This is a genomic window from Streptomyces sp. NPDC091271, from assembly GCF_044757505.1.
Classification (GTDB): domain Bacteria; phylum Actinomycetota; class Actinomycetes; order Streptomycetales; family Streptomycetaceae; genus Streptomyces.
This window is the reverse complement of sequence record NZ_JBIVVD010000003.1, coordinates 654451-679138: the sequence shown is the minus strand read 5'-3', so window position 1 is coordinate 679138 and position 24688 is coordinate 654451. Positions and strand designations below refer to the sequence as shown.

22 protein-coding genes are annotated in these 24688 nt (G+C 72.0%); 5 read left to right on the top strand and 17 right to left on the bottom strand.

All coding sequences use genetic code 11. The features are described from left to right. Window positions 1-17 precede the first annotated feature (17 nt). From era to ACIQM3_RS14805, 3 genes are read right to left on the bottom strand one after another with little or no spacing between them, the layout of a single operon-like run. A complete protein-coding gene (gene era, locus ACIQM3_RS14815) occupies window positions 18-992 on the bottom strand; it encodes a GTPase Era (RefSeq protein WP_401623742.1) in 975 nt (324 codons plus the stop codon). A gap of 52 nt (window positions 993-1044) precedes the next feature. Beyond that, complete coding sequence (locus ACIQM3_RS14810) at window positions 1045-1398, bottom strand: cytidine deaminase (protein WP_401623740.1); 354 nt, start codon at window positions 1396-1398, stop codon at window positions 1045-1047. A 49-nt stretch (window positions 1399-1447) separates the two neighbouring features. Further along, window positions 1448-2368 carry a helix-turn-helix transcriptional regulator gene (locus tag ACIQM3_RS14805; protein WP_401623738.1) on the bottom strand — a complete coding sequence of 307 codons (921 nt, stop codon included), beginning with the start codon at window positions 2366-2368 and terminating at the stop codon, window positions 1448-1450. Between the two features lie 101 nt (window positions 2369-2469). On the opposite strand from ACIQM3_RS14805, the gene ACIQM3_RS14800 reads away from it, so the two are divergent. Then, window positions 2470-3882, top strand: a complete 1413-nt coding sequence (locus tag ACIQM3_RS14800) for an MFS transporter (protein WP_401623736.1) — start codon at window positions 2470-2472, stop codon at window positions 3880-3882. 22 nt (window positions 3883-3904) lie between these two features. Here the strand turns inward: ACIQM3_RS14800 and ACIQM3_RS14795 are convergent, their stop codons facing one another. The 5 genes from ACIQM3_RS14795 to ACIQM3_RS14775 form a co-directional block, all read right to left on the bottom strand. Then, entirely contained in the window at window positions 3905-4258 is a 354-nt protein-coding gene (locus ACIQM3_RS14795; protein WP_393761872.1) for an MmcQ/YjbR family DNA-binding protein, read from the bottom strand. Continuing rightward, window positions 4255-5538, bottom strand: a complete 1284-nt coding sequence (locus ACIQM3_RS14790; protein ID WP_401623733.1) for a hemolysin family protein — start codon at window positions 5536-5538, stop codon at window positions 4255-4257. The genes ACIQM3_RS14795 and ACIQM3_RS14790 overlap by 4 nt, the downstream gene beginning before the upstream one ends. Continuing rightward, window positions 5535-6032 (bottom strand): rRNA maturation RNase YbeY, encoded by a 498-nt coding sequence (gene ybeY, locus ACIQM3_RS14785; RefSeq protein ID WP_277334053.1) that lies wholly within the window; start codon window positions 6030-6032, stop codon window positions 5535-5537. Before ybeY ends, ACIQM3_RS14790 begins: the two co-directional genes overlap by 4 nt. A gap of 12 nt (window positions 6033-6044) precedes the next feature. Then, window positions 6045-7067: a PhoH family protein gene (locus ACIQM3_RS14780; protein ID WP_401623731.1), complete on the bottom strand. Its 1023-nt coding sequence runs from the start codon at window positions 7065-7067 to the stop codon at window positions 6045-6047. Between the two features lie 127 nt (window positions 7068-7194). After that, window positions 7195-8298 (bottom strand): carbohydrate kinase family protein, encoded by a 1104-nt coding sequence (locus tag ACIQM3_RS14775; RefSeq protein WP_401623729.1) that lies wholly within the window; start codon window positions 8296-8298, stop codon window positions 7195-7197. 405 nt (window positions 8299-8703) lie between these two features. Between ACIQM3_RS14775 and ACIQM3_RS14770 the strand changes: the two genes are divergently transcribed. Next, the gene (locus tag ACIQM3_RS14770) at window positions 8704-10041 is read left to right on the top strand and encodes an MFS transporter (protein ID WP_401623727.1); all 1338 of its coding nucleotides are present in this window, start codon (window positions 8704-8706) and stop codon (window positions 10039-10041) included. Here ACIQM3_RS14770 and ACIQM3_RS14765 read toward each other — a convergent pair. The 7 genes from ACIQM3_RS14765 to hrcA all read right to left on the bottom strand — a co-directional run bounded on the left by ACIQM3_RS14765 (window position 10026) and on the right by hrcA (window position 16479). After that, window positions 10026-11018, bottom strand: a complete 993-nt coding sequence (locus tag ACIQM3_RS14765; RefSeq protein WP_401623725.1) for an adenosine deaminase — start codon at window positions 11016-11018, stop codon at window positions 10026-10028. The two genes, ACIQM3_RS14770 and ACIQM3_RS14765, sit on opposite strands and share 16 nt — an antisense overlap. Window positions 11019-11028: 10 nt before the next feature. Next, window positions 11029-11937, bottom strand: a complete 909-nt coding sequence (locus ACIQM3_RS14760) for a ribonuclease Z (protein WP_401623723.1) — start codon at window positions 11935-11937, stop codon at window positions 11029-11031. A 15-nt stretch (window positions 11938-11952) separates the two neighbouring features. Next, window positions 11953-12312: a histidine triad nucleotide-binding protein gene (locus tag ACIQM3_RS14755; RefSeq protein WP_401623721.1), complete on the bottom strand. Its 360-nt coding sequence runs from the start codon at window positions 12310-12312 to the stop codon at window positions 11953-11955. 72 nt (window positions 12313-12384) lie between these two features. Next, entirely contained in the window at window positions 12385-13131 is a 747-nt protein-coding gene (locus ACIQM3_RS14750) for a 16S rRNA (uracil(1498)-N(3))-methyltransferase (protein ID WP_401623719.1), read from the bottom strand. Further along, on the bottom strand, window positions 13128-14201 hold the full coding sequence (locus tag ACIQM3_RS14745; RefSeq protein WP_401623717.1) for a nitronate monooxygenase: 1074 nt from the start codon (window positions 14199-14201) through the stop codon (window positions 13128-13130). Before ACIQM3_RS14745 ends, ACIQM3_RS14750 begins: the two co-directional genes overlap by 4 nt. A 121-nt stretch (window positions 14202-14322) precedes the next feature. Then, the gene (dnaJ, locus tag ACIQM3_RS14740) at window positions 14323-15462 is read right to left on the bottom strand and encodes a molecular chaperone DnaJ (RefSeq protein WP_393767095.1); all 1140 of its coding nucleotides are present in this window, start codon (window positions 15460-15462) and stop codon (window positions 14323-14325) included. Further along, window positions 15463-16479: a heat-inducible transcriptional repressor HrcA gene (hrcA, locus tag ACIQM3_RS14735; protein WP_104785565.1), complete on the bottom strand. Its 1017-nt coding sequence runs from the start codon at window positions 16477-16479 to the stop codon at window positions 15463-15465. A gap of 165 nt (window positions 16480-16644) precedes the next feature. Between hrcA and ACIQM3_RS14730 the strand changes: the two genes are divergently transcribed. The 3 genes from ACIQM3_RS14730 to ACIQM3_RS14720 all read left to right on the top strand — a co-directional run bounded on the left by ACIQM3_RS14730 (window position 16645) and on the right by ACIQM3_RS14720 (window position 21216). After that, the gene (locus tag ACIQM3_RS14730; RefSeq protein WP_401623715.1) at window positions 16645-17367 is read left to right on the top strand and encodes an MBL fold metallo-hydrolase; all 723 of its coding nucleotides are present in this window, start codon (window positions 16645-16647) and stop codon (window positions 17365-17367) included. A gap of 25 nt (window positions 17368-17392) precedes the next feature. Then, complete coding sequence (locus ACIQM3_RS14725; RefSeq protein WP_401623713.1) at window positions 17393-18211, top strand: DUF3097 domain-containing protein; 819 nt, start codon at window positions 17393-17395, stop codon at window positions 18209-18211. Between the two features lie 119 nt (window positions 18212-18330). Continuing rightward, window positions 18331-21216 carry an ABC transporter substrate-binding protein gene (locus ACIQM3_RS14720; RefSeq protein ID WP_401623711.1) on the top strand — a complete coding sequence of 962 codons (2886 nt, stop codon included), beginning with the start codon at window positions 18331-18333 and terminating at the stop codon, window positions 21214-21216. Window positions 21217-21256: 40 nt separating this feature from the next. Here the strand turns inward: ACIQM3_RS14720 and hemW are convergent, their stop codons facing one another. Both hemW and ACIQM3_RS14710 read right to left on the bottom strand, forming a co-directional pair. Then, entirely contained in the window at window positions 21257-22489 is a 1233-nt protein-coding gene (gene hemW / locus ACIQM3_RS14715; protein WP_401623709.1) for a radical SAM family heme chaperone HemW, read from the bottom strand. A gap of 11 nt (window positions 22490-22500) precedes the next feature. Further along, on the bottom strand, window positions 22501-24456 hold the full coding sequence (locus tag ACIQM3_RS14710; protein ID WP_401623707.1) for a SpoIIE family protein phosphatase: 1956 nt from the start codon (window positions 24454-24456) through the stop codon (window positions 22501-22503). Window positions 24457-24688: the final 232 nt, after the last annotated feature.

The following is a 24688-nucleotide window of genomic DNA, read 5'->3' as shown; positions in this document are numbered from 1 at the left end:
ACAGCCCTGGACCGGCCTCAGAACCCCAGCTTCCGCAACTGCTTCGGGTCGCGCTGCCAGTCCTTGGCGACCTTCACGTGCAGGTCGAGGAAGACCGGCGTACCCAGCAGCGCCTCGATGTGCTTGCGTGACTTGGTGCCGACGTCCTTGAGCCGCTGCCCCTTCGGGCCGATGATGATGCCCTTCTGGCTGGGCCGCTCGATGTAGACGTTCGCGTGGATGTCCAGCAGCGGCTTGTCGGCCGGCCGGTCCTCGCGGGGCAGCATCTCCTCGACGACGACGGCGATGGAGTGCGGCAGCTCGTCCCGCACGCCCTCCAGCGCGGCCTCGCGGATGAGTTCCGCGACCATGACCATCTCGGGCTCGTCGGTGAGGTCGCCCTCCGGGTAGAGCGGGGGGCTCTCCGGCAACAGCGGGGCGATCAGGTCGGCCAGCAGGCTCACCTGCTGGTCCTTGACCGCCGAGACCGGGATGATCTCGGCCCACTCGAAGCCGAGCTCGTCGGCCAGCGCGGAGACGGCGAGGAGCTGCTCGGCGAGCGCCTTGGACTCCACCAGGTCGGTCTTGGTGATGATCGCGATCTTCGGGGTCTTCTTGATCCCGGCGAGCTCCTTGACGATGAACTTGTCGCCGGGGCCGAGCTTCTGGTCCGCGGGCAGGCAGAAGCCGATGACGTCGACCTCGGCCCAGGTGGTCCGCACGACGTCGTTCAGCCGTTCCCCGAGCAGCGTGCGCGGCTTGTGGAGGCCGGGCGTGTCGACCAGGATCAGCTGGGCGTCGTCACGGTGCACGATGCCGCGCACCGTGTGCCGGGTGGTCTGGGGGCGGTTGGAGGTGATCGCCACCTTCTGACCGACCAGAGCGTTCGTGAGGGTGGACTTGCCCGCGTTGGGGCGGCCCACGAAGCAGGCGAAGCCGGCCCGGTGGGGGGCGGTGTTCTCAGCCTGCTGCGCAGCAGCTTCTGTGTTCGGTCGAGCGCTCATGGCGCCCATTCTCCCCGATCCCGGCGGCGGCGTTGCACAGCAGGGCGCCGCCGGGCCCGAATCAGCCCGCGGCGGTCGTGGACCGGAGCGTCCCGTCGGGCCCCGCGAGCAGCACGGGAGTGCCGGGCCCGCCCAGGTCACGGACGGCTGCCCGGTCGGCGTCCGAGGAGGTCGCGGCCTCGGAGACGACGGCCGCGGCCTCCAGGGACGTGGCGCCGCTGGCCACCGCCATCGCGACGGCGGTCTGCAGCGCGCTGAGCTTCAGCGAGTCCAGGGTCACGGTGCCGGCGGCGTACGTACGTCCCGTCTCGTCCCGTACGGCGGCGCCCTCCGGCACCCCGTTGCGGGCGCGGACGCTGCGCGCCAGGGTGATGATCTTGCGGTCCTCGGCGCCGAGGTCGGTGCTATCGGTCATGTGTTGAGCATACGAAGGGGGCGTGCGCCCGGCTGTCGACGGGGTCCGTTCATCCCGGGACCGGGTACATCGAGCCGCGCCGGCCCTCGGGCGAGTCGAGCCACTGGAGCTTGGCCTCCGTGCCGGTGTCCGGGAGCGGCGTGTGGAGCACGATCACCAGGTCGGGGCGCGCGGGCACCCGCAGCTGGGTGGACTCCACGTGCAGCGTGCCGACGAGCGGATGCTGGAGTTCTTTGCGGACCTGGCCGCCCGGGGCGACGTCGCGCCGGTCCCAGAGCGCCGCGAACTCGGGGCTGAGCTCCCGCACCTCGGCGACCACGGCCCGGAACCCCTCGTCCCCGGGTTGCTCGGAGCACGCGGCCCGGAACTGGGCGACGACCTGGGAGGCGATGGTCTCCCAGTGCTTCGACCTGGCCCGGTACACGGGGTCGGTGAAGAACGCGATCATGCAGTTCTGCACGATCCCGGGACGCATGCCGAGCACCGCCGACGCCGCGTCGTTGTAGGCCACGGTGTTCCAGTAGCGGTCCATGATGTGGGCCGGGAAGGGCATCCAGGCGTCGATGAGCCGGTTCAGTCCCGCGCACATGTCCTGGTGGGCCGGGTCGACCTCCAGGGCCGGCGGATTGAGTCCGGCCAGCGCGTAGAGATGGCGGCGCTCCGCGCTGCTGAGGCGCAGGACCCGGGCCACGGCGTCCAGGACCTGCGGTGACACGGTGATGTCGCGACCCTGCTCCAGCCACTGGTACCAGGAGACGCCCACGCCCGCGAGGACGGCGACCTCCTCGCGGCGCAGGCCCGGCGTGCGCCGGCGCGCCCCACCGTCCGGCAGGCCGGCCTCGGCCGGGGTGACCCGGGCCCTGCGGCTCATCAGGAACTCGCGCAGCTCGCCGAGCCGGTGGGACTTGCCGTCGGTGCCGGTCCGGACCGTGGTGGTCCGGACCTCGCTGTTCTGGGCCGGTGAAGCCACGTACTCCCCCTGGTGTCCGTGCGCGTGCCTGCCTGGTGGTGCGGCCAACAGGATAAGTGCCCGCTCCCCACGGTTATTCCGGCGGATCCAGGCTGTGGGACATGCCGACCGAAACTCCGACTCATACTCCTGTGACCGCCACCGCTCCCGTCGCCCCCGCTCCGCCCGCACTCTCCGGGCGGGACCGGCTGGTGCTCTTCGTGCTGTGCGCCGCCCAGTTCATGGTGGCGCTCGACTTCTCCGTACTGAATGTGGCTCTGCCCGTCCTCGGCGAGGACCTGGGGCTGAGCCGGTCCGGGCTCCAGTGGGCCGTCACCGCGTTCGCCCTGCCGTCCGGCGGCTTCCTGCTGCTCTTCGGCCGGATCGCCGATCTCTACGGCAGACGCAGGCTGTTCCTCACCGGGCTCGCCGTCTTCGGGGTGTCCTCGCTGCTGGCGACGCTGGCCTGGGACCCGGCGTCCTTCCTGGCCGGGCGGGCGCTCCAGGGGCTCGGGGCCGCCGTGATCGTGCCGACCGGGATGTCCCTGCTGACCACGACGTTCCCCGAAGGCCCGCTGCGGGACCGGGCGCTGGGCATCAGCGGGACGCTGCTCTCGCTGGGCTTCACCGTCGGGATGGTGGCGGGCGGTGTGCTCACCGACACCCTGGGCTGGCGCTCCACGATGGGGCTGCTGACCGGCGCCGCGGTCATCGTGTTCGTCCTGGCTCCGAAGGTGCTGGCCGAGTCGCGTACGCCGGAGCGGCCGAAGCTCGACGTGCCGGGTGCCGTCACCGTGACCGGCGGTCTCCTCGCGCTGATCTACTCGCTGTCGACGGCCGCCGAGCGCGGCTTCGGTGGTGCGGACGTGCAGATCACCCTGGTGCTGGGAGTGGCCCTGCTGACCGCGTTCGTGATCGTCGAGTCCCGCTCGGCGGCCCCGCTGGTCTCCCTGCCGATGCTGCGGCGCCGTACGGTCGCGTTCGGCAACCTGGGCGGTCTGGCCACGTTCTCGATGATGAGCACCATCGTGTTCGTCCTGACCCTGTACCTCCAGGAGCTGCTGGAACTGTCGGCCCTCGGGACGGGGCTCGTCTTCGGGGTCCAGGGCCTGGCGTCGGTGGCCGCCGGGGTGTACGCCCCGAGGATCGTCGGCCGGATCGGCGCACGCCGGACCCTGGTCCTGTCCCTGATCGGCCAGGGCGTGTTCATCGGGGCGCTGCTGGGCCTGGGCGAGGACTCCGGTGTCTGGCTGGCCACGGTGGCCGTGTCTCTGGCGAGCGCCTTCCACCTGGGCGCCATCATCGCCTACGGACTGACGGTGACCTCCGGTGTGCCGAACGAGGAGCAGGGCCTGGCGACCGGCCTGGTCACCACCACCCAGCAGGTGGGCATCACGATCGGCATTCCGCTGCTGGGAGTGCTGTCGACCACGCAGGGCTCGCTGTTCGAGGGCGTACGCCTGGTGGTCGCGGCCGCGGCGGTGATCCTGGTCGCGACGGGCCTGGTGGTGGGGGCCGGTCTGCGGCGGGCCTGACCGCGCGCGCCCCGGCGAGCCCCTACGGCCGGTCCAGGCGCAGCCGTTCCGCCTTGGGGAGCCCGGCCACCACCAGGTCGTAACTGTCCTCCACCAGCTCCCGGACCATCCTGTCCGGGAGCTCGGAGACCGTCACGGTGTTCCAGTGCCGCTTGTTCAGGTGCCAGCCGGGGACGATGGCGGCGTGCTCCTTGCGGAGCCGCAGCGCCTCGTCCGGGTCGCACTTGAGGCTGACCTGCAAAGGCCGCCCGTCGAGCGCGCTCAGGGCGAACATCTTTCCCAGGACCTTGAAGACCGAGGCCTCGGGCCCGAAGGGGAACTCCTCCGCGCTCGCGTTGAACTCCAGGCAGAACGTGCGCAGCTCCTGGGGAGTCATACCGATTCCGTTCCCTCCGGTTCCACCAGCACCGTGACGATCTTGTTCCTGCGGCCCGCCGGGGACTCCGCGGTGAGGCGGAGTTTGCGCCCGTCGGGGAGATCGACGATCGAGGAGGCTCCGGAGATCGGGACCCGCCCGAGCGCCTTCGCCAGCAGTCCGCCGACGGTCTCCACGTCCTCGTCGTCGTACGCGTCGAGGCCGAACAGCTCCCCGAGGTCGCCGATGTCGAGCCGGGCGGTCACCCGGAAGCAGCCGTTCTCCAGCTCCTGGACCGGCGGGAGTTCGCGGTCGTACTCGTCGGTGATCTCTCCGACGATCTCCTCGAGGATGTCCTCGATGGTGACGATGCCGGCCGTGCCGCCGTACTCGTCGATGACGACGGCGACATGGCTGCGGTCCTGCTGCATCTCGCGCAGCAGGTCACCCGCGTTCTTCGTGTCGGGGACGAACGCGGCGGGGCGCATCGCCGTGGAGACCAGGTCCGCCTCCGCGTCCCGGTTGATGTGCGTCTTGCGGACCAGGTCCTTGAGGTAGACGATCCCGACGATGTCGTCCTCGTTCTCCCCGGTGACCGGGATCCGCGAGAAGCCGGAGCGCAGCGCGAGGGTCAGCGCCTGACGGACCGTCTTGTACCGCTCGATGCAGACCAGGTCCGTACGGGGCACCATGACCTCGCGCACGAGGGTGTCGCCGAGCTCGAAGACCGAGTGCACCATGCGGCGCTCCTCGTCCTCGATGAGCGACTCCTGTTCGGCGAGGTCGACCATGGCCCGCAGTTCGGCCTCACTGGCGAAGGGGCCCTTGCGGAAGCCCTTGCCCGGGGTCAGCGCGTTGCCGAGGAGGATCAGCAGCTGCGGGATCGGGCCCATGATCCTGGCCAGCGGCAGCAGGGCGTACGCCGCCGCCGTGGCCGTGTTCAGCGGGTGCTGGCGGCCGATGGTGCGCGGCGAGACCCCGATGGCGACGTAGCTGACGAGGACCATCACGCCCATGGCGACGGCGAGCGCCTCCCAGGTCTCCGGGAACTCCTTGAGGCAGGCGTACGTGACGAGCACCCCGGCCGACATCTCGCAGGCGACCCGCACGAGCAGGGCCACGTTGAGATAGCGGGTGGGGTCCGCGGCGACCTGCTCCAGCTTGACGCTGCCGCGCCGCCCGGCCCGGACGGCCTCCGCCGCGCGGAAGCTGGACGTGCGCGCGATGCCGGCCTCGGCGCAGGCCGCGAGCCAGCCGACGACGATCAGCAGGACCGCGCCGGAGATGAGGGGGACGCTCACGAGACGGTGGGGGCGGGGGACGGCCCGGTCAGCCCGCGCTCGCCGCGCCAGCCGTCGACGATCGCCGCCTGGAGGCCGAACATCTCGGCCTTCTCGTCCGGCTCCTCGTGGTCGTACCCGAGGAGGTGCAGCACCCCGTGGACGGTGAGGAGCTGGAGCTCCTCGTCCATCGAGTGCTGCGTCTCGGCGTCCTCGCCCTGCTTCTTCGCGACCTCCGGGCAGAGCACGATGTCACCGAGGAGCCCCTGCGGGGGCTCCTCGTCGTCCTTGGCCGGGGGACGGAGCTCGTCCATCGGGAAGGACATGACGTCCGTCGGGCCGGGGAGGTCCATCCACTGGATGTGGAGCTGCTCCATGGCGGCGGTGTCCACCACGATCACCGAGAGTTCGGACAGCGGGTGGATCCGCATCCGGGCGAGGGCGTAGCGGGCGATGTCGAGGATCGCCTGCTCGTCGACCTCGGTTCCGGACTCGTTGTTGACGTCGATCGACATGGTGCGGTGCGACTACTTCCCGTTGCGGCCGTCTCGGCCCTCTGCGTTGTCGTACTTCTCGTACGCGTCGACGATACGGCCGACGAGCTTGTGCCGGACGACATCCTGCGAGGTGAGCCGGGAGAAGTGCACGTCCTGGACGTCCTCCAGGATCTCCTGGACCTGGCGCAGACCGCTCTTGGTACCGGTCGGCAGGTCCACCTGGGTGACGTCACCGGTGACGACGATCTTCGAGTCGAAGCCGAGGCGGGTGAGGAACATCTTCATCTGCTCGGCGCTGGTGTTCTGCGCCTCGTCGAGGATGATGAACGCGTCGTTCAGGGTGCGGCCCCGCATGTAGGCGAGCGGCGCGACCTCGATCGTGCCCGCGGCCATCAGCCGGGGGATCGAGTCGGGGTCGAGCATGTCGTGCAGGGCGTCGTAGAGCGGGCGCAGATACGGGTCGATCTTGTCGAAGAGCGTGCCGGGCAGGAAGCCGAGCCGCTCCCCCGCCTCGACGGCGGGCCTGGTGAGGATGATGCGGCTGACCTGCTTGGACTGCAGCGCCTGGACCGCCTTCGCCATGGCGAGATAGGTCTTGCCGGTGCCCGCGGGGCCGATGCCGAAGACGATGGTGTGCTTGTCGATCGCGTCGACGTAACGCTTCTGGTTGAGCGTCTTGGGGCGGATCGTGCGGCCACGGCTGGAGAGGATGTTCTGGGTGAGCACCTCGGCGGGGGTCTCGGCCCCTTCCGCGTTGCCGTTCCCGCTCGCCCTGAGCATGGCGATCGAGCGTTCCACAGCGTCCTCCGTCATCGGCAGCCCGGTGCGGAGCACCAGCACCATCTCGTCGAACAGGCGCTGGATGAGCGCGACGTCCGCCGCGCTTCCAGTCGCGCTTATCTCATTGCCCCGGACATGGATGTCGACGGCCGGGAACGCCGTTTCGATGACGCGCAACAGCGAGTCGCCCGACCCCAGGAGCATCACCATGGGGTGTGCGGCCGGAATGCTGATCTGGGCGCGCGCCTGCGGCTGTGTCGGTGACTGAGTCATGGGCCGGCCCTCGGGCCTGCGCATACCTCCCGTTGCAGGGCAGTCGCTGCTCGACCGCCTCTGGAGTACCAGCGTACGACTCCCCGCCGACAACGCCGAGAGGTTTTACCCGGTGATCATCAGCCCTTCACTGGCGGAAGCCGATGGTCGGGACGGCGCGGCGCAGGGGCCACGCCCTGCTCGATGCGGGCAGCAGCTCGTCCAGGAAGGCGTAGCGCTCCAGTGCCGCCGGGTCCTGGTCGGCGCAGGTGCGTACCTGCTGCCACCAGCCGGCGATCTCCGCCCATCCGGGTGCGGACAGTGATCCACCGAACTCCTGTACGGACAGCGCGGCCGTCAGCCCCGCGAAGGCGAGGCGGTCGGCGAGCGGCCAGCCGGCCAGCGTCCCGGTGACGAATCCGGCCACGAAGACGTCGCCCGCCCCGGTGGGGTCCAGGGCCTCCACCGCGATGGCGGGCACCTCGGCGGCCGTACCGCTCTCCCGGTCCACCGCGTAGGCGCCCTCCGCGCCCAGGGTGACCACGGCCAGGGGGACCCGCTCGGCCAGGGCGTGTGCGGCGGCGCGCGGGCAGTCCGTACGGGTGTAGCGCATGGCCTCCTCGGCGTTCGGGAGGAAGGCCAGGCAGTGCCCGAGGTCGGGCAGGGCGTCCAGATCCCAGCGGCCGGTCTCGTCCCAGCCGACGTCGGCGAAGACCATCGCGCCGTTCCGGGCGGCCCCGGCCACCCAGGGCTCGCTGCGACCGGGGGTCAGCGAGGCGACGGCGGCGCGAGCACGGGGCGGGCAGTGCGGGAACGTACGGCCGGGGGGCGCGGCGGTGGCGGGGGCCGGCGCCTCGTGACCGTGCGAGACCATCGTCCGCTCACCCTCGTACGCCATGGAGACGGTGACGGGCGAGTGCCAGCCCGGGACCGTGCGCGACATGGCCAGGTCGATGCCCTCGCCCTGTTCGAGGGCGTCCCAGCAGTACTCGCCGTAGTGGTCGTCGCCGAACGCGGCGGCCAGCGAGGTGTGGAGGCCGAGCCGGGCGAGGGCGGTGGCCATGTTGGCGACGCCTCCGGGGCTGGAGCCCATCCCCCGGGCCCAGGACTCCGTCCCGCGCACAGGTGCGCTGTCCAGCCCGGTGAAGATGATGTCGAGGAAGACCGTGCCGGTCAGGAAGACGTCACAGGCCGGATCCTGCGGGGCGCGCAGCCCGAGCAGCGGGTCGATGCCTGGATCAGCTGTACTCACCGTGCGCTCCCCGGCCTCGGCAGATCTTGAACAGTGCGGGATGCGGCCAGTGTGCCGGATTCGCCGTCGCATCCGGAGGGTCCGCGCCGTACCGCGCAAACTGACTCCCACCTGCATAAACATGCGCAGCTACCCGGCTCGTTCATGCATAAACCTGAGTGTGACCCAGATCACATCGAGCCGACTTTCCGTCGCCAGGGCGCGCTTGATACAAATTGCCCCGCGAGCACCGTTCGGGACAGTTGACGAGAGTGCCGCTCCTCCCGCATTTTTCTCGCTTCGCCCTCCCCTGCCCTGCCTCGCTCCCCCCTCCCCTGCTCCACCTCTGCCTTGCCCTCCCCTGCCTTGCCCCGCTCCACCCTCCCCCCTTCTTCCGCCTCCTCAGGCATGTCTTCAGGAACGCCCATGTCCTCGCGCCCTCGCGCCGCGTGGCCCCTGGTCGCCGTGTTCACCGCCGGTTACCTCGCCGCCTATCTGCTCCCCACCATCGTCGGCCGCCTCAGCACCTATCTGGGCCTGAGCTCCGCCCAGGCCGGCCTCGTCGGCAGTGCCCTCCTGCTCAGCTCGGCGTCGGCCGGCTTCGCGCTGGCGGGACGCGTCGAGAGATTCGGGTCGTGCGGGCCGGCGCGCGCCGGTCTGCTGCTGGCGATGCTCGGCTACGGCTGCGCGGCGCTGACCACCTCGATGCCCCTGGTGATCGTGGGTGTCGTGGTCGGCGGCTTCGGATCGGGTACGGCGACCGCGGTCGCGGCGTCCGGCATCGCGGCGCAGAGCGATCCGCACCGGACCTCGTCTCTCGGGCTGCTCAGCGTCTCGGCGACGGCGGGGGCCCTCTACCTGACGATCCCTCACCTGGGCGGCGGCCACCGGCTGCCGTTCGCCTCCATCGCGCTGGTCGCGCTGCTCGTCTGGCCCGCGACCTCCCGACTGGGCGGCCCCACCCAGGCCGCCGGGACGTCGCCGGCGCAGGGACGGCTGCCGCACCGGCGGTCGGGGCTCGTGCTGGCGGGCGGGATGCTCGTCTGGTCCATGGCGCAGAACGCCCTGTGGGGCGTGAGCAGCCGCATCGGCGCCGTCCAGGTCGGCCTCTCCGAGGTGACCATCGGCGCCGTGTTCGCCGCCGCGCTGGGAGCGGGACTGCTCGGCGTGATGGGCGCGGGCGTCCTGGGAGCCCGGCTCGGGCGGGCGGTGCCGATCGACCTCGGGACGATGATCATCGCGGGGAGCATCGTGCTCAGCTCCTCGGCCGACGACCTGGGGTCGTTCGCGACCGGCGAGATCGCGTGGAACACCTTCTACCCCGTGGTCCTGTCGTATCTGATCGGACTGGCGGCCTCGCTGGACGTGCGCGGTCGCTGGGCGGTCCTCGCGGGTTCGGCCTCATCCGTCGGCACGGCCTGCGGCCCCCTCCTCGGCAGCGTGCTGTCCGAGCAGGCGGGCTACGCGGTGATGGGCCTGATCCTGGGGGCCGCCACCCTCCTGGTCGCGGCCCCCGTCACCGCGGTGGCGCTGCACACCGGCGGCCGGCCGCTGGTGCCCGGTTCCGTCCGGCGCAGGGGCGGTGCCCCGGCGGCGCTGCTGGCCGCCACGACCAACAGCCTGTCCGGCGCGGTGCCCAAGCTGGGCGCGCCGGAGCAGGCGGTCGCGGAGATCAGCGTGCCCGCGCTGCGGCGCAGGCGACTGGTGCGGAGCGCGATCCGGACGGCGGGACCGGACGGAGGTTCCGGTCAGTCGAACGCGTAGGCCTCGACCTCGGAGAGGTAGAGCGCCCTGCGCTCCTCGTCGTGGTCGAGGAAGGCCGCCTCGAAGGAGTTACGGGCCAGGGTGCGCAGCTGTTCGCGGTCCAGGCCGAGCGCCTCGTGCACGGCGTGGAAGGTGTCTCCGACGTATCCGCCGAAGTAGGCCGGGTCGTCGGAGTTCACCGTGCAGAGCAGGCCCGCGTCCATCATGGACCGCAGCGGGTGCTCCTCCAGGACGTCGATGGCGCGCAGCCGTACGTTCGATAGCGGGCAGAGCGTCAGCGGGATCCGCTCCGAGACCAGCCGGTCCACCAGCTCGGAGTCCTCCATGCAGCGCAGGCCGTGGTCGATCCGTTCGACGCCCAGGACGTCCAGGGCCTCCCGGATGTACTCCGGCGGGCCCTCCTCGCCGGCGTGGGCGACCTTGCGCAGGCCGAGGGCCGTCGCGGCCGCGTACACCTCGCGGAACTTCGCGGGCGGGTGTCCGACCTCCGCCGAGTCGAGGCCCACGGCGCTGATGCGGCGCAGGTACGGCTTCGCGGCTTCCAGGGTCTCCAGCGCGGACTCGGCGGACTTGTCGCGCAGGAAGCACATGATCAGCTGGGTGGAGATGCCGTGCGTCTCCTCGCTGCGGTCCAGCGCCCTGCCGAGCCCTTCGATCACGGTGCCGATCGGGACACCTCGGTCGGTGTGGGCCTGCGGGTCGAAGAAGATCTCCGCGTGCCGGACGCCCTGGGCGGCGGCGCGGGCCAGGTAGGCGTCGGCCAGTTCGGCGAAGTCCTCCTCGGTGCGCAGGACCGCCATGAGGGCGTAGTAGAGGTCGAGGAAGCTCTGCAGGTCGTCGAAGAGGTAGGCGGTTCGCAGCTCTTCGGTGTCCGCGTAGGGCAGGTCCACGCCGTTGCGTGCGGCGAGCGCGAAGGCCAGCTCGGGTTCGAGGGTGCCTTCGATGTGGAGGTGGAGTTCGGCCTTGGGGAGGTGCACGGGGTTCTCGTTACGTGTGGCGGGTGGGTACCGGGACCCTGATCAGGTCCTGGGCGATGGTCAGTTCACCTTCGAAGCCGGCTGCCCTGGCCTGGCGCTCGAAGACGTCGGGGTCGGTGTAGCGCTGGGAGAAGTGCGTCAGCACGAGGTGCCGTACGCCCGAATCCTTCGCCACCCGGGCCGCCTGGCCGGCGGTGAGGTGACCGTGGTCGGCGGCGAGCCGGCTGTCCTCGTCGAGGAACGTCGACTCGATGACCAGCATGTCGCATCCCTCGGCGAGGGCGAACGCGCCGTCGCAGAGCCGGGTGTCCATGACGAACGCGAACCGCTGTCCGCGGCGGGGTTCGGAGACCTCCTCCAGCGGGATGCCGCGCAGCACGCCGTCCCGCTGGATCCGTCCGACGTCGGGCCCGCCGATGCCGTGCTCGGCCAGCTTCCCGGGCAGCATGCGCAGGCGGTCGGGCTCGGTGAGGCGGTAGCCGTAGGACTCGACGGGGTGCGAGAGCCGGTGGCTGTCGAGGGTGTACGCGTCGGTGGTGGCGAGGACGCCGTCCGCGGCGACCGGGACCTCGGTCAGCTCGACGGACTCGCGGTAGGCGGTCGCGTACCGCAGCCGGTCGAAGAAGCGCTGTCCGCTCGCCGGGAAGTGGGCGGTGACGGGATGCGGCACCTGGTCGAGGTTGATCCGCTGGATCACGCCCGCCAGACCCAGCGAGTGGTCGCCGTGGAAGTGCGTGACACAGATCCGGTCGATGTCATGAGCGGCGACGCCCGCCCTCAGCATCTGACGCTGGGTCCCCTCGCCCGGATCGAAGAGGATGCCCTCACCGTCCCAGCGCAGCAGATAGCCGTTGTGGTTGCGGTGACGGGTCGGTACCTGGCTGGCGGTGCCGAGGATCACGAGTTCTCGTACGGACACGGGTGGTGGTGCTCCCTAACCGGGGGGCCACTGCATCCCGCGGCCGCCCAGGACGTGGGCGTGCGCGTGGAAGACGGTCTGGCCGGCGCCCGCACCGGTGTTGAGCACGATGCGGTATCCGGTCTCGGTGAGCTTCTCGTCGGCGGCGACCAGGCCCGCCTCGCGCAGCACGTCGGCGGCGGCCTGCGGGTCGGCGCCGGCGAGTGCGGCGGCGTCCGGGTAGTGCGCCTTGGGGATGACCAGGACGTGGGTCGGGGCTTGGGGGTTTATGTCGCGGAAGGCGATGGTCGTCCCGCTCTCGCGCACGACGGTCGCCGGGATGTCCCCTGTAACGATCTTGCAGAACAGGCAGTCGGTCTGCGGCTCTCCCGCCATGGCCCGGCCTCCTAGGTCGTTCGGTCCTCGTGATCAGTACACCGGCATGCTATCCGGCCGGGCGAGCGGCTCTCAGCTCCAGCGTCCGGTGCGTCCCATCAGGAGGGCCGCCGCGGCCGTCCCCGCGGTCGAGGTGCGCAGCACACTGGGGCCGAGCCGGTACGGAGGCGCTCCCGCCTCGGCGAAGGCGGCCAGCTCCTGGGGTGACACCCCGCCCTCCGGGCCGACGACCAGCACGATCGTGCCGTCGGCGGGGAGTTCGGCGGTGGCGAGCGGCTCGCTGCCGCTGTCCCGGTCCTCGTGCAGGACGCCCGCGAAGTCCGCCCCGGCCAGCAGGGCGGCCACCTGCTTGGTCGTCATGGCCTCCGCCACCTCGGGGAAACGCACCCTGCGCGACTGCTTCCCCGCCTCGCGCGCGGTGTTGCGCCACTTGGCGAGGGACTTGAGGCCCCGGTCGCCCTTCCACTGCGTGATGCAGCGCGCGGCCTGCCAGGGCACGATCACGTCGACGCCGGTCTCGGTCATCGTCTCCACGGCCAGCTCACCGCGGTCGCCCTTGGGCAGCGCCTGGACGACGGTGATGCGGGGCGCGGGCGCGTCCTCCTCGTGCACGCTTCCGAGGCCGGTGACCACGAGCCGGTCCTTGCCCTCGGCGGCGCGTACGACGCCTTCCGCCCAGCGGCCCCGCCCGTCGGTCAGGACGACGTCCTCCCCCGGGTTCAGCCGCTTCACGGACACGGCGTGCCGTCCCTCGGGGCCGTCCAGGACGAACTCCGGCCCGCCGGGCAGCTGTTCGACGACGAAGACAGGTGCCGTCACCGGGCACTCCTCACACTCACTGCCGCACGCGCGGCTTCCGTCTCGGCGGCGAGCAGGGCCACGAGCTCCCCGGCGGGCAGCTCGCGTGCCATCCGGTGACCCTGGCCCGCCCACAGGGCCATGCCCTGGGCGTCCCCGGTCTTCGCCGCGGCCTTGCGCAGCCCGCTGGTCATCTGGTGCACCTGAGGGTAGGCGGCGGGGGCGTACGGCCCGTGCTCCCGCACGAACCGGTTGACCAGTCCACGCGCGGGGCGGCCGGAGAAGGCCCGGGTCAGGGCCGTCGTCACGAACAGCGGGTTGGTCAGGGCCTCCTTGTGCAGCGGGTGCGCTCCGGACTCCGGGCACGGCAGGAACGCCGTACCGAGCTGGGCGGCGTCGGCCCCGGCCGCCAGGACGGCCGTGATCTGGGAGCCGCGCATCAGCCCGCCGGCCGCGACGACCGGCAGCCGCACGGCCTCGCGGACCTCGGCGATCAGGGCGAGGAGCCCGGTGCCGGCGAGGCCGCCCTGCGGGTCGTCACGGTGCGTCGACTGGTGGCCGCCCGCCTCGGTGCCCTGCACGCAGACCGCACCGGCGCCCGCCCGATCGGCGTTCCGCGCCTCCTGGGCCGAGGTGACCGTGACGACGGTGGACGTGCCGGCCGCGGCGAACGCGTCGAGGACGTCACGGGCGGGGCAGCCGAAGGTGAAGGAGACCACGGGGACCGGATCCTCCAGCAGGATCGCGACCTTGGCCTCGTAACCGTCGTCGCCGCTGGAGTCCGGATCGCCGAGCGGGGTCTCGTACCAGGAGGCCTCGCCGGCGAGCTGCTCGCGGTAGACCTCGACGGCGCTGGGGTCGGCGACCAGCGGCTGCGGCATGAAGAGGTTGACGCCGAAGGCCCCGCCGGTCATCCGCCGGAGCTGCTTCACCTCGTTGTACATCCCGTCGGCCGTCTTGTAGCCGGCGGCGAGAAAACCGAGCCCTCCGGCCTCGGAGACGGCGGCGGCCAGCTCCGGACGGGAGACGCCTCCCGCCATCGGGGCCTGCACGATCGGGTACCGGTAGAGATCGGTCAGCGCCAAGGACATGCCCGCATCGTGCCACGTCCCGCGGATCGTGCCGAATCAGCCCCTTTCGCACGGCGGACGCCCGCCGCACGCACCGCACCGCCCGCCGGTACGGGACCGGCGGGCGGTGCGGTGACAGTGTTCAGCGGCCGTTGAAGGCGTCCTTCAGGCGGGAGAAGAGCCCTTGCTGCCCGGGCTGGAACTGGCCGGTGGGCCGCTCCTCGCCGCGCAGCTTGGACAGCTCCCGCAGGAGGCGCTCCTGCTCGGGGTCCATCTTCGTCGGGGTCATGACCTCGACGTGCACGATCAGGTCGCCGCGCCCGCCGCCACGCAGGTGCGTGATGCCGCGCCCGTGCAGCGGGACCGACTGGCCGGACTGGGTGCCCGGCCTGATGTCGATCTCCTCCAACCCGTCGAGCGTCTCCAGCGGCACCTGGGTGCCGAGCGCCGCGGCCGTCATCGGGATGGTGACCGTGCAGTGCAGGTCGTCGCCGCGCCGCTGGAAGACGGCGTGCGAGACCTCGTGGATCTCGACGTACAGGTCACCGGCGGGACCGCCACCGGGGCCGACCTCGCCCTCGCCCGCGAGCTGGATCCGGGTGCCGTTGTCGACACCGGCGGGGATCTTCACGGTGAGGGTGCGCCGCGAGCGGATACGGCCGTCGCCGGCGCACTCGGGGCACGGCGTCGGCACGACCGTGCCGAAGCCCTGGCACTGCGGGCAGGGCCGCGAGGTCATGACCTGGCCGAGGAAGGACCTCGTGACCTGGGAGACCTCGCCGCGGCCGCGGCACATGTCACAGGTCTGCGCGGAGGTGCCTGGTGCGGCGCCCTCGCCACTGCAGGTCGTACAGACGACCGCCGTGTCGACCTGGATGTCCTTGGTCGTGCCGAAGGCCGCCTCGTTGAGGTCGATCTCCAGGCGGATCATGGCGTCCTGGCCGCGACGGGTCCGCGAACGCGGCCCACGCTGCGCGGCGTTGCCGAAGAACGCGTCCATGATGTCGCTGAAGTTGCCGAAGCCGCCGGCTCCGAACCCTCCCGCGCCACCGCCGCCGCCCGAGGAGGACAGCGGGTCGCCACCGAGGTCGTAGACCTGCTTCTTCTGCGGGTCCGACAGCACCTCGTAAGCGGCGTTGATCTCCTTGAACCGCTCCTGGGTCTTCGGATCCGGGTTGACATCCGGGTGCAGCTCGCGTGCGAGCCGACGGAATGCCTTCTTGATCTCGTCCTGAGATGCGTCGCGGCGCACGCCTAGTACGGCGTAGTAGTCCGTGGCCACTTACGAATCCGCCAGGATCTGTCCGACGTAACGTGCCACTGCGCGTACCGCTCCCATCGTTCCGGGGTAGTCCATGCGGGTCGGTCCGACCACGCCGAGTTTGGCGACTGCCTCGTCGCCCGAACCGTAGCCGACCGCGACGACGGACGTGGAGTTGAGGCCCTCGTGGGCGTTCTCGTGCCCGATCCGTACGGTCATGCCTGAGTCCGTTGCCTCACCGAGCAGCTTCAGCAGCACGACCTGCTCCTCCAATGCCTCCAGCACCGGCCGGATCATCACAGGGAAGTCGTGCCCGAAACGGGTGAGGTTGGAGGTGCCGCCGATGATCAGCCGCTCCTCCGTTTCTTCGACCAGAGTCTCGAGGAGGACGGAGAGGACCGTCGATACGGTTCCCCGGTCCTCGGTCTCGAAGGACTCCGGCAGGTCCTGCACCAGCCGCGGGACATCCGCGAAGCGTCGTCCGACGACCCGGCTGTTGAGCCGGGCCCGCAGATCCGCCAGTGATGTGTCACCGAACGGCGCAGGACAGTCGATCATACGCTGTTCGACCCGGCCCGTGTCCGTGATCAGGACGAGCATCAGCCGGGCCGGAGCCAGCGACAGCAGCTCCACGTGCCGGACCGTCGACCGGGTCAGCGAGGGGTACTGCACGACGGCGACCTGCCTGGTCAGCTGCGCGAGCAGCCGGACCGTGCGGCCCACGACGTCGTCGAGGTCGACCGCGCCGTCGAGGAAATTCTGAATGGCCCTGCGCTCCGGCGACGACAGGGGCTTGACGCCCGCGAGCTTGTCGACGAAGAGCCGGTAGCCCTTGTCCGTCGGAATGCGCCCCGCACTCGTGTGCGGCTGGGCGATGAAGCCCTCGTCCTCCAGCACCGCCATGTCGTTGCGGACAGTCGCCGGGGAGACCCCGAGGCTGTGCCGCTCCGTGAGCGCCTTGGAGCCGACGGGCTCCTCGGTGCCGACATAGTCCTGGACGATGGCGCGCAGCACTTCGAGTCTGCGTTCGCTGAGCACCGCGCACACCTCCAGCTGTGGTTCTTCGGCGTCTGCCTGGCACTCTGTGCGTTCGAGTGCCAGCAATCCCCCCGGTCAGTGTACGGGGGCGGGGTGGGCCCGAGGCAAGGGCGACCGGCCACGCCGTCACGGGATCGCGCAGGTCGTTGCCGATAGCGTCGCCGTATGGACGTCTCTTGGGAAGAGTTCGGCTGGGAGCGGTTGGGCAACGTTACGGGGCGGCGGCGCCTCCCCGTCTGGGACGCGACCGCCGCACTGGTGGCTGGGGCGGACAGTGTGCTGCTTTACGACACGGGTTCGACGCTCCGGGAGGGCGTCGAGCTCCGGACACAGGCGGAGGCCCTGCTGGGCCGGAGGGTGACACATATCGCACTGAGTCATCCGCACTTCGACCACGTGATGGGCACCGCCGCCTTCTCCGGGGCGGAGGTCTACGGGGCGGTCGGCACGGCGGAGCTGCTGGGGCGGGGCGCCGAGGAGCTGCGCGCCGACGCGCTGCGGCACGGGATGGGCGAGGCGGACGCCACGGCGGCCACGGACGTCCTGGTGGCCCCGCGGCACCAGGTGAGCGGCGAGTGGACGCTCGATCTCGGCGGCGGGTTCCAGGTGCTGCTGGCCAATGTGGGGCCCGGTCACAGCGGCCACGACCTCGCGGTGCTGGTGCCGGGCTCCCCCGTCGTGGTGCTCTGCGGCGATCTGGTCGAGGAGTCCGGCGAACCGCAGGCCGGCCGGGACGCGGTCCCCTCCCACTGGCCGGCCGCGCTGGACCGGCTGCTGGAGCTGGGCGGCGAGGACGCGCTGTACGTGCCGGGGCACGGGGCGGTGGTGGACGCGGCGTTCGTCCGGGCGCAGCGGGAGCAACTGGCGGTCCGGTTCGGCGTGTCGTGAACGCGGCCCCGATTATCGTGCTGCCATGCGCAGCTACCAGCCGGATCTGACTCCGCCGTGGAAGAAGTCAGCCCCCGCCCCCGAGGTCCCCGCCGAGCCCGATCTGGTGGTCGAGGAGACCGTCACCGGTTTCTGCGGGGCGGTGATCCGGTGCGAGAAGACGGCCCAGGGGCCGACTGTGACGCTGGAGGACCGCTTCGGCAAGCACCGGGTCTTCCCGATGGAGCCGCGCGGCTTCCTGCTGGAGGGCAGGGTGGTCACCCTGGTGCGCCCGTCGGCCGCCGGCCCTGCCCGGCCGTCCCGTACGGCCTCCGGCTCGGTGGCGGTGCCCGGGGCGCGGGCGCGGGTGGCCCGGGCCGGCCGGATCTATGTGGAGGGGCGGCACGACGCCGAGCTCGTCGAGCGGGTCTGGGGCGACGACCTGCGCATCGAGGGCGTGGTCGTGGAGTACCTGGAGGGCGTCGACGACCTCCCGTCGATCGTGCGGGAGTTCGCGCCCGGCCCGGACGCCCGGCTCGGTGTCCTGGTCGACCATCTGGTGCCCGGTTCCAAGGAGTCCCGGATCGCCGCTCAGGTCACCGACGCGAACGTGCTGGTGGTGGGGCACCCGTACATCGACGTCTGGGAGGCGGTGAAGCCGTCGTCGGTGGGCATCCCCGGGTGGCCGGCCGTTCCGCGCGGCCAGGACTGGAAGACGGGCGTGTGCCGCGCGCTTGGCTGGCCGGAGAACACGGGCGCGGCCTGGCAGCACATTCTCTCCAAGGTCGGCTCGTACAAGGACCTGGAACCGCAACTGCTGGGCCGCGTCGAGGAATTGATCGACTTCGTCACCCTTCCTTCCTGATGTCCCGGGACGGTTGAAGAGGATCCGGTACCGATCCCCGTGAACACCTGCGCCGCACACGCACCATCCGTTATTGAGAGATGACGGCAGGGCCGGCACAGCGGAAGGCACGGGGTCGGATGACGCGCGAAGTGTGGCGGGACAGTGCGGAGAACGAGGCGGCCTCCGCTGTCTTCCACCTCATGCAGCAGTTGATCGACCAGTACCGCGTCAACCGTCCGGTGATGCCTCTGGTGGTGGCGCAGGCGGAGGACGCCTCGGCCGGGCCCGAGATCGACAGCAGGGTCGAGCAGATCGTCCATCAGGTCCACCGGGCGAACCAGCTGCGGCGGGTCCCGGTGAAGCTGCTCGAAGGCGGCGGCGCCACACCGTACGAGGCCGCCCTCTCCATGGTCCGCACCCTCACCGAGCGGCCCTGGGAGACCCGGGGCACCTCGCAGTACAAGCCCTTCGCCTTTCCCCGCTCCCGGCTGCTCGCCGCCATCGAGCAGGCCACCGCGACAGTCGTCGCCCAGCCGGACTGGCGCTCCGCCCGTGAGCGCGACGAGCGGATACTGGAGCAGCTGGGCAGCCTGCGCTGGCGGGCGAGCCGCTCGGGGCGCAACACCTGGTGGGACTCGCTGCGGGCCTCCGTCCGCCCGGAGACCTTTCTGGGGGCCGTGTTCATCGCCGTACTCAGCGTGCTGCTGGGCGAGATCGGCTGGGTGCTGACCACCCTGGTCGCCGCCGCGGCCCTGCTCGGCCTGACGGTCGTGCGGCTGATGACGAGGGCGGCGCCGCCGCTCCTCTGGCTGCGCCCGGCCAGCCGTTGGCTCGCGACCACGTCCTCGCTCGCCGCGTCGAGCACCGCGTATCCGTCGGACGGCTGGTCGCGCTTCTCCCCCAGCGGTTCGTGGCGGGTGATCCGGGCGCGCGCCGCCGCCGTCGCGGAGCGGGTGGCGGACGCGGGGGCGGGCGACGAGCACGCGCGCCAGTTCCACCTGGAGCTGCGGGTCCAGGCGCTGCTGGAGGACCTGCTGGACAGCTACCGGGCGCACGCCCCGGACTGGCGGCGCGGCAAGCGCACCGTCCCGCCGGTGGTGTTCCTGCCCACGGCCACCCAGGACAACGGCGGCGTTCTGCTGATCAACGCCATCAACAACGTGCGCTCGCGGCGCAGCGAGGTGGATCCGCTGCTGCTCCTGGCCTCCCTGCCGGCCGACCGGATCATGCGGCACACCCCGCCGCTGCCGCCGGAGCCGCCGGCGAACGCCGGTGCCAGCTCGGGGGCGCGCGCACGGTACGAGACCTGGGTCGAGGACCTGAGCATCGGCCAGGCCCCGGCGGCGGCCGTCACGCTGGCCTGGGTGCTGCGGCTGCCCCTGCCCATCGAGCAGCTGACCCACGAGCACGCCCACGTCCAGCTCGTCACCCACCGGGTCCGCCGGACCTGGGCCTGGTGGGTGATGTCGGGGAGGACCGTCGCCCTCGTGCTGGTCTGCGCGCTGCTGGGGACCTTCCTGTGGAGTGAGCACTGGAAGGAGACGTACTGCTACGGCCCGCTCGTCGGCCGCAGCACGGACGCGGTCCGGCTGGAGGGTCCCGGAGGGGTCAGGGAGTGCGTCGGGGTGGCGACGGTCCCCGAGGTGCGCTTCGCCGGGGGCAACGGCCTCCAGCTGAACGGGGTGGGCAAGGGCGTCACCTTCGAACGGATCGAGCAGGCGATACGGGAGCAGAACGCCTCCATCGGGCCGGGCGAACCGCGTGTCACCGTCGTCTACGCGGGCCCGCTCACCGGCACCGACAAGAATCGGGAGGACACCCGCAAGGGCCTGGAGGAGCTGACCGGCGTGTATCTCCACCAGCGGTTCGTCAACGACACGGCGAATCGTTCCGTCAAGCTCCGGGTCCTGACGGCCAACGGCGGCCAGGACATGCTGCGGCAGACGACAGCGGTCAGGAAGATCATCCAGGTCGCCGAGCGGGACCCGTCCGTCGTCGGCGTGGTGGGCCTCGGCCGCAACACCACGGACAGCGCGGCGGCCACCGGGCTCCTCCAGCGCGCCGGGCTGCCCGTGGTGGACACCACGAACTCCGGCAGCGACCTGGCCCGCCTGTACCCGAACTACTTCGGCCTCGCCGCGACCGACGAGGAGCAGGCGGACGCGGTCGGGCTGATCGCCGGCCGGCTGGCGGACCGGCTGGACGATCCGCAGGCCGTCGTCCTGTCCAGGAAGGTGGGCAACGAGGACAAGGACCGCTACACCACCGAGCAGCGCAGGGTCGGTCTGGAGATGCTGAAGGAATCCGGCTTCACCGTGGCCGCCGATACCCAGTACTCCTTGTCCAAGGACGGCGGCTCCGCGAATCTCGACGCGCCCCTGCACGCGATCTGCGGGGCGGAACGCGTGCCCGACGCCCTGTACTTCGCCGGCCGGGTCGAGGACGTCAACACGCTGATGTCCGGCCTCGGACAGACCGCCGGCTGCTCGGACAAGAAGATGACGGTCTTCACCGGCGACGACCTGACAAAGGCACGCTTCGACGACTCGACGAAGCTCGCGGACAAGGTCACGCTCTACTACGGCGCGCTCGCGCCCATGAGCCAGGGCGGCGGCCGGGCGTTCTACGAGGACTCCCGCAAGGCCCTGGAATCGCTGCTCCCCGAAGGACAGCAGCTCCCGTCGCTGCCGAAGGTGCGCCCGTACGAGGACATGATGTTCGCCAGCGGGCAGACCGTCATCTCCTACCAGGCCACGGCCGCCCTCTACGCCGCCGCGACCCGCAGCGACAACCCGCAGAGCGCGGCGGAGACCTGGGCGACGCTCTACTCGGTGGCCCTGCACGACATGCCGACCGGGACCATCACCTTCCGCGGGACGATCCCGTACGCCGACCAGAAGGTGCACGGCCTGAACCTCGTCGAGGTCACACGCCTGGGGCCGGACGCGCAGAGCCGCGTCGTGTGCGGCCGGGCCGCCGGCGACCGGACACCGCTCACCCGGGCGGACTGTCCGGTGGGCTAGGCCCGGCGCGTCAAGCGCCTCGTACGGGCCGGGCGGATGCTCAGTCGACCAGGTCCCGCACCACGGCGTCGGCCAGCAGCCGCCCCCGCAGCGTGAGGACCGCGCGGCCCTCGCCGTACGGCCCGGGCTCCAGCAGCCCGTCCTTCACCGCGCGGCCCGCGGCGGCGAGGCCCGCGGGGGCGAGCAGCGACAGCGGGCAGCCCTCGACGAGCCGCAGCTCCAGCAGGATGCGCTCGACCCGGCGGTCCTCGTCGCCGAGCACCTCACGGCCGGCCCCGGGCGAGCGGCCCTCGGCCAGGGCCTGCGCGTAGGCCCCGGGGTGCTTGACGTTCCACCAGCGCACCCCGCCGACGTGGCTGTGGGCTCCGGGTCCGGCGCCCCACCAGTCGGCCCCGCGCCAGTACAGCTCGTTGTGCAGGCAGCGGCCCTCGGGCGTACGGGACCAGTTCGACACCTCGTACCAGGAGAAGCCCGCGGCCGCCATCGCCTCGTCGGCGATCAGATAGCGGTCGGCGTGGACGTCGTCGTCCGTCATCGGGACCTCGCCGCGGCGGATACGCCGGGCGAGCTGGGTCCCCTCCTCGACGATCAGCGCGTACGCCGACACGTGGTCGGGCCCGGCGCCGATCGCCGCGTCGAGCGAGGCCCGCCAGTCGTCGTCGGACTCGCCGGGGGTCCCGTAGATCAGGTCGAGATTGACGTGCTCGAAGCCGGCCGCACGGGCCTCGGCGACACACGCCTCGGGCCGGCCGGGCGTGTGGGTGCGGTCCAGGACCTTCAGGACGTGCTGCCGGGCGCTCTGCATGCCGAAGGAGACGCGGTTGAAGCCGCCTTCCCGGAGCGCCGCGAGGTACGCCGGGTCGACGGACTCCGGGTTGGCCTCCGTCGTGATCTCGGCGTCCTCCGCCAGCCCGAACTCCTCACGGATCGCGGCCAGCATCCGGACGAGGTCGGCGGCCGGCAGCAGCGTCGGCGTACCGCCGCCGACGAACACCGTGCGGACCGGACGGGGGTCGTCCCCGAGCACCTTGCGGGCCTGGCGGACCTCCTCGACGAGGTGGGCCGCGTAGTTGTCCCGGGAGGCCAGGGCGCCGCCGGAGCCGCGCAGCTCGGTCGCGGTGTACGTGTTGAAGTCGCAGTAGCCGCAGCGGGTGGCGCAGTAGGGCACGTGCAGGTAGAAGCCGAGCGGCCGGTCGGCGGCGCCTTCCAGGGCATGGCGGGGCAGCGCCCCGTCGTCGGGCACGGGCTCACCATCGGGCAGTACGGAAGGCATACCGTCCATTGTCACTCGCCGGCGGAGCTGCCCCGCACATCCGCGGATCCGTCGACCTGGAGCACGAGCAGGGCCAGGTCGTCGTCGGGCGGGCGCTCGGCGAAGGTGTGGACGGCCCGCTTGATCCGGTCGGCTATCCCGGCGGCCGGAAGCCCCGCGCAGCCGGCCAGGACCCGTGCGAGGCCGTCGCCGTCGTCGAACATCAGCCGCCCCGAGCGCCGCTCCGTGACTCCGTCGGTGACACAGAGGAGGCTGTCGCCGGGCATCAGCACGAAGCTCTGGCTCTCGTACGCCACGTCCTCGACGACGCCGAGCAGCACCTGGGGCTCGGCGGCCGGGCGTACGGAGCCGTCGGGGCGCAGCAGCAGCGGGAGCGGATGACCGGCGCTCCCCACGGTGCAGCGCACACCGCCGTCCGGGAGCGGCACGAGATCGCCGTACAGCAGCGAGAGGAAACGGGACTGTGAGCCGTCCTGGATCTGCTCGCCGCCCTGGATCTGCTGGCCGCCCGCCGCCGCGACCATGAGGGCGGCGGCCTCGGCCGCCTCCATGGCATCGTCCAGGAGGAGCCGGTTGAGCCTGTCGAGGACCTCGCCGACGCGGAAGCCCTCCCGGGACAGCAGGCGCAGCCAGGGGCGTGCGAGACCGGTGACGACGGCGGCTTCGGGGCCGCTGCCCTGGACGTCCCCGAGCACGAAGCACCAGCGGCCTCCGGGGCACGGGAAGAGGTCGTAGAAGTCGCCGCCGACCACGCCGTCGTCACCGGGCTCGTACACCAGCGCGCTGGTGACCCCGGGTATCTCGGCGACCTTGCTCGGCAGCAGGCCGCGCTGCAGGATGCGGCTGATGGTGGCCTGGCGGGTGTAGGCACGGGCGGCTCCGACGGCGAGGCCGACCCGGCGCACGAAGTCCGCGAGGAGGGCGGCGGCCTCGTCGGGGATGCTGTCGGTGCCCTCGCGGCCCACCAGGACGGCGCCGAGCGTGCGCCCGCCCGAGATGATGCGGTGGGCGAGCGCGGCGCCCCCTGTGCCGTCCCCGCGCTCCACCGTGGCGCCTCCGGGCCACGGGATGGGCACGGGGCCCGTACCGACGCTGCCGGGCAGGCGCAGCGGGTCCTTCTCCAGTACGGGGCGCAGCAGCGCGGTCCGCGCCTCGTCGCTGTGCCAGACCCCGGCGAGCCTGGGGGCGGCCGCCGGTCCTCCGCCCTCGCTCTCCAGCCATATCGCGCACCAGTCGGCGATCCGGGGCACCAGGAGCCGGCCCGCTGTCGATGCCACCAGGTCCTCGTCGAGCTGGCCCGCGAGGAGGCCGGACGCCTCGGCGAGGAAGGAGAGCCCGCCGCGCCCGGCCCAGCCCTCGTCGTCGCGTGCCGCGTGCCCGGTGGCGGGGGCGAGGATCCGGCCGGTGCGCGGGCCCCGCCCGCGGGTGGCGTCGTCGGCCGGGGCGTCGGGCAGTCCGTAGCGGTCGTCGCCGGGGAGGCGGGCCCAGACGGTCTTGAGGCCGGTGCGGTAGGTGATGCCCCAGGACTCGGCGAGGGTGGCGACGAGCTGCAGTCCCCGGCCGTACTCGGCGGGGTCGGGCCGCTCGGCACGGTCGTCCCGCACCGACCTGGCGGGATGGTGGTCGGTGACCTCCAGCACCAGCGCGGCCGGCTCGTGCCCCGCGGAGTCCTCCAGCCTGAGGAGCAGCTCGACCGTCGTACCGGCGTGCACGACCGCGTTGGTGACCAGTTCGCTCGCCACGGTCAGCGCGTCGTCGGTGAGCCGTTCGCCGAACTCGGCGGCGGAGGGCAGGCCGAGACCCGTCCACTCGGCGAGCGCCGCCCGGACGAATCTGCGGGCCGCGGCCGAGGCCTGCGGGATTCCGGGCAGGCTCGTGCGCGCGACCGGACGCGGATCACCGCTCTGACCGGCGATGACGGTGCCGGGACGCTGAACGATGTCCCGCTGCAAGGGAATGGGCCCCACGGTGCGGCTCCTGACAGTCTCGCGAAACGCCGCTGACGTATCCCGACAGGGTGACAGACCGGGCGTGCCCATAAGCGCCGAGTGACGGAAGTGGCCCGAGCCGGGAAGGAACGGGCCGGGGCCGGGGGGGGGGGCCCCCCCCCCCCCCCCCCCCCCCCCCCCCCCCCCCCGGGGGGCCCCCCCCCCCGGGGGGCCCCGCGGCGCCCCCCGGGCCCCCGCCCCCGGCGGGGGC

Coding starts and splice junctions, on each gene's coding strand:
- era (WP_401623742.1), bottom strand. CDS start 992: ATGGGCGCCATGAGCGCTCGACCGAACACAGAAGCTGCTGCGCAGCAG.
- ACIQM3_RS14810 (WP_401623740.1), bottom strand. CDS start 1,398: ATGACCGATAGCACCGACCTCGGCGCCGAGGACCGCAAGATCATCACC.
- ACIQM3_RS14800 (WP_401623736.1), top strand. CDS start 2,470: ATGCCGACCGAAACTCCGACTCATACTCCTGTGACCGCCACCGCTCCC.
- ACIQM3_RS14795 (WP_393761872.1), bottom strand. CDS start 4,258: ATGACTCCCCAGGAGCTGCGCACGTTCTGCCTGGAGTTCAACGCGAGC.
- ybeY (WP_277334053.1), bottom strand. CDS start 6,032: ATGTCGATCGACGTCAACAACGAGTCCGGAACCGAGGTCGACGAGCAG.
- ACIQM3_RS14780 (WP_401623731.1), bottom strand. CDS start 7,067: ATGACTCAGTCACCGACACAGCCGCAGGCGCGCGCCCAGATCAGCATT.
- ACIQM3_RS14770 (WP_401623727.1), top strand. CDS start 8,704: ATGTCCTCGCGCCCTCGCGCCGCGTGGCCCCTGGTCGCCGTGTTCACC.
- ACIQM3_RS14755 (WP_401623721.1), bottom strand. CDS start 12,312: ATGGCGGGAGAGCCGCAGACCGACTGCCTGTTCTGCAAGATCGTTACA.
- ACIQM3_RS14745 (WP_401623717.1), bottom strand. CDS start 14,201: ATGTCCTTGGCGCTGACCGATCTCTACCGGTACCCGATCGTGCAGGCC.
- ACIQM3_RS14730 (WP_401623715.1), top strand. CDS start 16,645: ATGGACGTCTCTTGGGAAGAGTTCGGCTGGGAGCGGTTGGGCAACGTT.
- ACIQM3_RS14725 (WP_401623713.1), top strand. CDS start 17,393: ATGCGCAGCTACCAGCCGGATCTGACTCCGCCGTGGAAGAAGTCAGCC.
- ACIQM3_RS14720 (WP_401623711.1), top strand. CDS start 18,331: ATGACGCGCGAAGTGTGGCGGGACAGTGCGGAGAACGAGGCGGCCTCC.
- hemW (WP_401623709.1), bottom strand. CDS start 22,489: ATGCCTTCCGTACTGCCCGATGGTGAGCCCGTGCCCGACGACGGGGCG.